The organism is Vibrio sp. 10N.222.48.A3 (assembly GCF_041475345.1).
Classification (GTDB): domain Bacteria; phylum Pseudomonadota; class Gammaproteobacteria; order Enterobacterales; family Vibrionaceae; genus Vibrio; species Vibrio tasmaniensis_A.
In genome coordinates this window covers 1-2,280 of record NZ_JBFRVX010001245.1, presented here as the reverse complement: position 1 = coordinate 2,280, position 2,280 = coordinate 1, and the positions used below count along the sequence as shown (strand labels likewise).

The 2,280-nt window shown below is 45.0% G+C and carries 1 protein-coding gene; it reads left to right on the top strand.

Features of this window, described 5'->3' with window-relative positions; genetic code table 11:
• The first annotated feature begins 345 nt into the window (after nt 1-345).
• Entirely contained in the window at nt 346-2,169 is a 1,824-nt protein-coding gene (locus AB4653_RS25365; RefSeq protein ID WP_102257317.1) for a M4 family metallopeptidase, read from the top strand.
• Nucleotides 2,170-2,280: the final 111 nt, after the last annotated feature.

Sequence of the window (2,280 nt, the reverse complement as noted above, 5' to 3'; positions counted from 1 at the left end):
CCGCTTATTTACTCATTTGTAATTAAGATAAAAACAGAAAAATATCGAAGTTAACTTAGATAACTTCATTCTATCAATTCAAACAAAACGGATTTTAATAACTCCCGCCCTATCATACGTTTACGATAAATAATAAAATTGGATTTTATAAAAATAATTTGATCAATAAGGAGCTTTGTAAACTTTGAATTACATACTCTAAAAATTAATCTCCCTGATAAACTTGTCATAATTCCAAATGCTCTTCCAATCTTGATTCGCAACACATGGCACAGATGTGTTGCATATAGACTTCCTATAAAGCCGTTGGGAAGAAGGAGTTTATATTAAAATCAGGAACGAAAAATGAACCAACAACGTCAACTAAGCTGGAAAATAGCAGCCATTCTAGGTACGTCTTTCGGCTTTACTGCACACGCTGCAGAAATGGTCAGAGTCGATAATGATGCATTACTACAACAAAGCCTCGTCGCGCAGTCGAAGAGTGTTGCTCCACTTGAATTAGGTTTTTCTGAAGTTAAACGGGTGGTATTGCCCAATGGAAAAACGAAAGTTCGCTACCAACAAACTCACCTAGGTTTACCCGTCTTTGATACTTCGGTCGTGGCCACCCTTTCCAAGAACCAACCCACTCAAGTGTTCGGTTCCATGGCACAGGGGATCAGTGGTGACCTATCCAGCATCGCGCCAAAACTGAATCGAGAACAAGCGATTGAAGCTGCGATATCCTCTCACCGCACGTTTACTGTCGGCAAAAAGTCGATTGAAAACAAAAACGCGAAACTGATGGTGAGATTGGATGAGAACCAAGTCGCCCAAGTGGTGTATCTGGTCGATTTCTTTATCGCGTCCTCAATGCCAGAGCGCCCTTTCTACTTTATTGATGCCACGACTGGCGATGTGCTCCAAAAATGGAATGGACTAAACCACGCTAAAGCATTAGGTACTGGCCCCGGTGGCAACCTCAAAACCACTCGATATGAATATGGCAGCGACTTCCCTAGCTTTCCCATCGACAAAACAGGCACGACTTGTACGTTAGAAAATGAATCAGTTAAGACAGTCGATTTGAGGAACGGAACCTCTGGCAGCGCAGCCTACAGCTACAACTGTGCCGACGGCACTAACTACACCGACCATAAATACATTAACGGGGCTTACTCGCCTCTTAACGATGCGCACTATTTTGGTAATGTCGTATTCGATATGTACAAAGAGTGGATGAACACTTCGCCTTTAACTTTCCAGCTGACGATGCGCGTTCATTACGGTACCGATTATGAAAACGCCTTTTGGAATGGCTCATCCATGACATTTGGGGATGGCAAAAACACCTTTTACCCATTGGTCGATATCAACGTGAGTGCTCACGAGGTTAGCCACGGGTTCACCGAGCAAAACTCCGGCCTTGTGTACCAAAACATGTCGGGCGGTATCAATGAAGCCTTCTCAGACATTGCGGGCGAAGCGGCTGAATACTACTTGCGTGGCAATGTGGATTGGGTGGTCGGAAGCGATATATTCAAATCAGAAGGCGGCTTGCGTTACTTTGATCAACCTTCAAAAGATGGTCGCTCGATTGATCACGCCTCGCAATACTACGATGGCTTGAACGTTCACTTATCTAGCGGTGTTTATAACCGTGCCTTTTACCTTTTAGCGAACAAATCGGGTTGGAATGTACGTAAGGGCTTTGAAATATTCACAGTCGCAAACCAACTGTATTGGACGGCAAACAGTACCTTTGATGCAGGTGCTTGTGGCGTAGCGAAAGCCGCAGCCGACATGGGCTATGTGGTTGCCGATGTTGAAGATGCTTTTAATACCGTAGGCGTTAATGCGAGTTGTGGTGTCACGCCGCCAAGTGGCAATGTGCTGACGAAAGGCACACCGATTGCGAACCTAAGCGGGAATCAATCTTCAGAGAGCTTCTACACGTTCACCGTTGATTCTGCATCAAACGTGACGGTTTCAATGTCTGGTGGTTCAGGTGATGCCGACCTTTACGTGAAATCGGGCAGCAAGCCAACCACATCGAGTTACGATTGTCGCCCTTATCGCGCTGGAAACAATGAGCAGTGCAGTGTGAGCGCGCAACCGGGCGTAACCTACCATGTGTTACTGCGCGGATACTCGAACTACTCTGGCCTAACGTTGCGTTTAGATTGAGTTAGAGCGAGCCTCTCAAACAAGTTGTAAATCGAGAACTAGCGGTTAACCGCGAAATAAAAACCTACTCACTTTGAGTAGGTTTTTTTATGACACACCCTAGTAGCTAAT